This is a genomic window from Nocardia sp. NPDC004722 (genome assembly GCF_053601505.1).
Genome location: NZ_JBSGBY010000651.1, coordinates 1 through 4,518 on the forward strand (window position 1 = coordinate 1; position 4,518 = coordinate 4,518).

At 68.1% G+C, this 4,518-nt stretch carries 5 protein-coding genes and 1 pseudogene; 4 read left to right on the forward strand and 2 right to left on the reverse strand.

Annotated features, from left to right (window positions below):
• Both ACWELQ_RS38940 and ACWELQ_RS38945 read left to right on the forward strand, forming a co-directional pair.
• A partial coding sequence (locus ACWELQ_RS38940; RefSeq protein ID WP_452402018.1) for a DinB family protein occupies positions 1 to 401 on the forward strand: 401 nt, incomplete at its 5' end.
• 3 nt (positions 402 to 404) lie between these two features.
• Positions 405 to 941 (forward strand): dihydrofolate reductase family protein, encoded by a 537-nt coding sequence (locus ACWELQ_RS38945; RefSeq protein WP_452402019.1) that lies wholly within the window; start codon positions 405 to 407, stop codon positions 939 to 941.
• Here ACWELQ_RS38945 and ACWELQ_RS38950 read toward each other — a convergent pair.
• Complete coding sequence (locus ACWELQ_RS38950; RefSeq protein WP_452402020.1) at positions 938 to 1,837, reverse strand: alpha/beta hydrolase; 900 nt, start codon at positions 1,835 to 1,837, stop codon at positions 938 to 940. The two genes, ACWELQ_RS38945 and ACWELQ_RS38950, sit on opposite strands and share 4 nt — an antisense overlap.
• Positions 1,838 to 1,946: 109 nt before the next feature.
• Between ACWELQ_RS38950 and ACWELQ_RS38955 the strand changes: the two genes are divergently transcribed.
• Complete coding sequence (locus ACWELQ_RS38955; RefSeq protein WP_452402021.1) at positions 1,947 to 2,276, forward strand: winged helix-turn-helix transcriptional regulator; 330 nt, start codon at positions 1,947 to 1,949, stop codon at positions 2,274 to 2,276.
• A 4-nt stretch (positions 2,277 to 2,280) separates the two neighbouring features.
• On the opposite strand, the gene ACWELQ_RS38960 is transcribed toward ACWELQ_RS38955, so the two are convergent.
• A complete protein-coding gene (locus ACWELQ_RS38960; protein ID WP_452402022.1) occupies positions 2,281 to 3,549 on the reverse strand; it encodes an MFS transporter in 1,269 nt (422 codons plus the stop codon).
• 391 nt (positions 3,550 to 3,940) lie between these two features.
• Between ACWELQ_RS38960 and ACWELQ_RS38965 the strand changes: the two are divergent.
• Positions 3,941 to 4,518: pseudogene (locus ACWELQ_RS38965) on the forward strand (hypothetical protein); the annotation flags it as partial.

A 4,518-nucleotide genomic window follows, 5' to 3' on the forward strand; every position in this document is an offset into this window, starting at 1 on the left:
CGGTGCTGGAGTGGGACGGCCCGGACGACTCCATCGCGGCGGCACTGCATCACGTGGTGTGGTCGAAGGAGGTGTGGCTGGCGTGCCTCGACGGGATCGACACGCCCGCGCCGTACGGCGACGATCCCGCCACGCTGCTGCGGCAGCTCGACGAGCTGGCGCCGCGCTGGCTGAGCGCGATCCGCGAGATCGACCGGCGCGGCGGCTGGGGCGACACCCTCATCGACGCACTGTGCGAACCGCCCGAGAGCTTCGTGCTCGGCAGCGTGATCGCGCACGTGCTCACCTTCGCGGCACACCGCAGGCAGCTGGCGCGCGGCTGGCTGCGCACCGAACTACCCGACCACACCACCGAAATCGACAGCGGAGATCCCATTCTCTGGCTCCGCAAGAGAGGCTGACCCATGACCCGCACCGTGTACTACACCGGCACTTCGCTCGACGGGTTCATCGCCACCGCCGATCACTCGCTGGACTGGCTGGTGACCCGCGACAACGATGCCGACGGACCGATGGGCTACAACCCCTTCATCGCGAACATCGGCGCACTGGCCATGGGTTCGAGCACCTATCAGTGGCTGCTCGACAACGCCCCGGAAGACCCGTGGCCCTACAACATTCCCGCCTGGGTGTTCACCCATCGTGTCTTCCCGGTCCGCGACGACGGCGCGGACATCCGTTTCATCCAGGACCCGGTGGAGGTCGTGCACAAGCAGATGGCGGAAGCGGCGGCGGGCAAGGACATCTGGATCGTCGGCGGCGGCGACCTGGCCGGGCAGTTCGCCGATCACAAACTGCTCGACGAGGTGGTGGTGTCCATCGCACCGGTCACCCTCGGCGCGGGCGCGCCGCTCCTCCCCCGCCGACTGGAACTCAAACTCACCGAACTCGCCCCGAACGGCGAATTCGCCGCCGCCCGCTACGAAGTCGTGCGCACCTAGTCGGTCGGAGCATTGCGAGCCGTGGTGATGGACTCGCTGCGGAACAGGGCCGCGGCGGCATCGGCGGCGGGCTCGATCAGGCGGGGATCGTCGTAGAAGTCGATCTGTCCGACCGATTCCAGCCACAGCTCCGACTTGTCCGTGGTCACCGCCCCGTAGAACTTGCGCGCCCACGGCGGCACCAGGGCGTGCTCGGAATGCACGAGCAGGAACGGAACCGACAGTCGCGCGGCCGCCTCCTGGGCGTCGAAACCCGGGGTGTGCTCATAGGATTCGACCGCGAAACCGTTCGTGTAGTTGGGCACCGCGCCGCGTGGGGTGCCGTAGTACTCGAATGCCTCGGTCAGGGGCATGGCCACATCGCCGTTGTCGGCCGCCACGGCCGGGATGGTTTCGACCTCGCCGGTCGCGAGACGGCGTTCGCGCGCCAGGCGGCCGCGCTCGACCACCGCCGGATCCGCCGGGTTGGCCGCCGCGTCGGGATAGACCCCCGCGACACCGGCGAAGGCGCGGATGCGCGGGTCGTCGGCGACCGCACGGGCCATGTATCCGCCGCCCGCGCACACGCCGACCGCGAACACCGGCTTCCCGGCCAGCCGCTCATCGGCCTGTAGGGCGGTGACGGCCGCGCCGATATCGGCGGCCTTGCCCAGCGGATCCTCCAATTGCCGTGGCTCACCCTCGCTTTCGCCGAAGGTCCGGTGGTCGAAGGCCAGCGCCGCGAACCCGCGCCGCGCCAGCGCCTGTGCGTACACGCCCGCCGCCTGCTCCTTGACCGAGGTCAGCGGTCCGGTCGTGACCACCACGCCCAACGGCTCGCCCTCCGGCAGGAACAGATTCCCCACCAACCGGTCACCGGCGCTGGTGAAGGTGAACGGCACTGTGCTGACTGTCATCTCGTTGCTCTCGTCTCGATGTCGTCCGATTACGGTGAAGATGACGGTAGGCGCGCATCGCCGCCACCGACAGAAGGCACTTCGCGGTGCCCTTCCGAACGGAGGCGAGATGTCGCTGGTCATCCCGGATGTCCTCGAGGAATCCTGCACGACCCGCCAGGCCCTGGAACGGCTGGCCGCCAAATGGCGGATCCTGCTGATCTACGCGCTGCTCGACGGCCCGCAACGCCCCGCCCGGCTGCGAACTCGCCTGCCCGGCATCACGCAGAAGGTCCTCACCGAAACTCTGCGCGGCATGGAATCCGACGGCCTCGTCGAACGCCACGTCTACAAGCAGACCGCCCCGCAGCACATCGAGTACTCGCTCACCGAGCTCGGCAAGTCCCTCGAGACGCCCCTGGCCGCCATCTGCGCCTGGGCCGTCGACCATCCCCGCTGACCACTCACGCGGGTTCGTTCGGCAGGAGTCCGGCGCAGGCCAGGCCCGCCAGGGCGACGGCGGCGAGCACGGTCATCGCGGTGGCGTAGGCGTGGGCGGAGGGGCCGATGACGAGGATCGTGCCCACGACCGCGGTGCCGACGGAGGAGCCCAGGTTCGAGATGCTGCGGGACAGGCCGGAGATCTCGCCCTGCCGGTCCTGGCCGAAGCTGGACTGCACCACGTCGACCGACGGTGTCAGCATGACGCCGAGACCGAGGCCGATCAAGAGCAGTCCGGGCGTGAAAGCCCAAGGGCTGAGCGAACTTCCGGCCAGCGCCAGCAGCACCACGATGCCCGCTGCCGTCACCGCGAAACCAGCCACGATCAGGGTGCGCCGGGTGTGGCGACGGGACAGCCGGCGGGCCGACAGCGAGGTGAGCAGGATCCCGAGGGTGGCCGCGGTGAAGATGACACCCGTCTGAATCGCGTTGTAGCCGCGGACGACCTGGAGGTACGTCGCGACCACGAACGAGGTGCCCATCAGAACGAGCCATTGCAGATGCTGGGTGACCAACCCCAGATTCGCGGTGCGATCGGCGAATATGCCCGGCGCCAGGAGAGGTTCGAGTCCCCGCCGCTGCCTTGCCCGCGCGGCGACGAAGAACCATGCGAGGACCGCCGCGCCGAGCCCGGTCAGCAGCACCGTCCACCATAGGTTGTCGTCCGCGACGAGGATGCCCGCGACCAGCAGAATCAACCCGGTGGCCGAGCGCGCCGCGCCGCCGAGATCGAATTCCCGCGTACGGTCCCCGGGCAGTGGATCGTGAATCAGGCGGGCCGACAGCAGAATCGCGGCGACGACGAGCGCCTGGAATACGAACGCCGCCCGCCAGCTGATCGCGAAAGCGATGAATCCTCCGATCAGCGGTCCCGCCGCCGCGCCGACTCCCCCCATCGCCATGATCGTCCCGAACGCCCTGGCCCGCGCACCGGCCTCGGTGAACAGCAATGTGGTGAGGATATAGACCGGCGGAATCAGCAGCGCCGTACCGATTCCCTCCAGAATCGAATTGCCCAGAATGAGCACACCGAGCGACGGCGCGACCGCGCTGACAACCGCGCCGACACCATAAACACTCAACCCGACCACGAAACATCGCTTACTGCCGTACCGTTCGGTCAATTTGCCGCCCGGAATCATCAGCGCGGCCATGACCAGCAGAAAGATGGTAATCGCGACTTGAATCCCCTGAACGCTGGTATTCAGGTCAGCGCTGATGTCGTTGATCATCACGTTCAAATTCGACCCGGCGAAGCTGCAGATGAACTGTGCAATCGCAAGCGGCACCAAAACCCCGCGCGGACCGGCGCTTTTCGCTAGGTCCATACATTCCAGCACTACGCCCGCTACCCCTGACCGTCAACTCACACACCCCCACCGGCGCCCACAATTCCCACCCGCCGAGTACTCGAAACACTCGAATATCCCACTGCCGGAACACCTCTCGAGAGTTGCGGAATCGTAACCGGAAACCTCATCACCGCAGGGTTCGACGTATCGGATCGCGAGGTTGAGAGGGCCGGGTCGGCGGCGATCCGCGGCCGGGCCCGCGATCACCCGAGACCGGCGGTGTTGTGCGAGGCTGAACTCCCCCGCAGCGACGATCAGCATGGAGGGATCGATGGCGTTTCGGCTGGCCGAGATCGTGGCGGGCCTTTCCCTCGTCAGCGACCTGGGCAAAGGCTTGGGCGAAGGGCAGGCGCTGCGCTCGTGCGCGCTGACGACGCGGGTCGCCGATCTCGTGAACCTGCCCGCCGCCGATCGTGAGGCGCTGTACTGGGTGGCGTTGTTGCGCTTCGTCGGCTGCACGGCGACGGCCTCGGAGATGGCGGCCGCGCTCGGGGACGAACTCGCCGTCAGTGCCGCGTTCGCGGACGCGGATGCGCGCGATCTGCGTCAGGTGCTGCGGCGTGCGCTCACCGTCACCGGCCCGCGACCGGATCGCCTGCTCGGGTTCCTGGCCAAGGCCCCCACGGTGATCGAAGCGCACGAGAACGCCAGTTGCGAGGTCGCGCGGTCGGTCGCCCTCCAGCTCGGGCTGCCCGAATCGGTGAGTGCGGCGCTGGACGCCGTCTTCGAACGGTTCGACGGCAAGGGCAATCCCGGTCGCGTGCAGGGCATCCGGCTGCCGATGGCCGCGCGGGTGTGGCAGGTCGCGCACACCGCCGATCTGCTGGTCGAGCATTTCGGACCCGAGGC

Coding starts and splice junctions, on each gene's coding strand:
- ACWELQ_RS38945 (WP_452402019.1), top strand. CDS start 405: ATGACCCGCACCGTGTACTACACCGGCACTTCGCTCGACGGGTTCATC.
- ACWELQ_RS38950 (WP_452402020.1), bottom strand. CDS start 1,837: ATGACAGTCAGCACAGTGCCGTTCACCTTCACCAGCGCCGGTGACCGG.
- ACWELQ_RS38955 (WP_452402021.1), top strand. CDS start 1,947: ATGTCGCTGGTCATCCCGGATGTCCTCGAGGAATCCTGCACGACCCGC.
- ACWELQ_RS38960 (WP_452402022.1), bottom strand. CDS start 3,549: ATGATCAACGACATCAGCGCTGACCTGAATACCAGCGTTCAGGGGATT.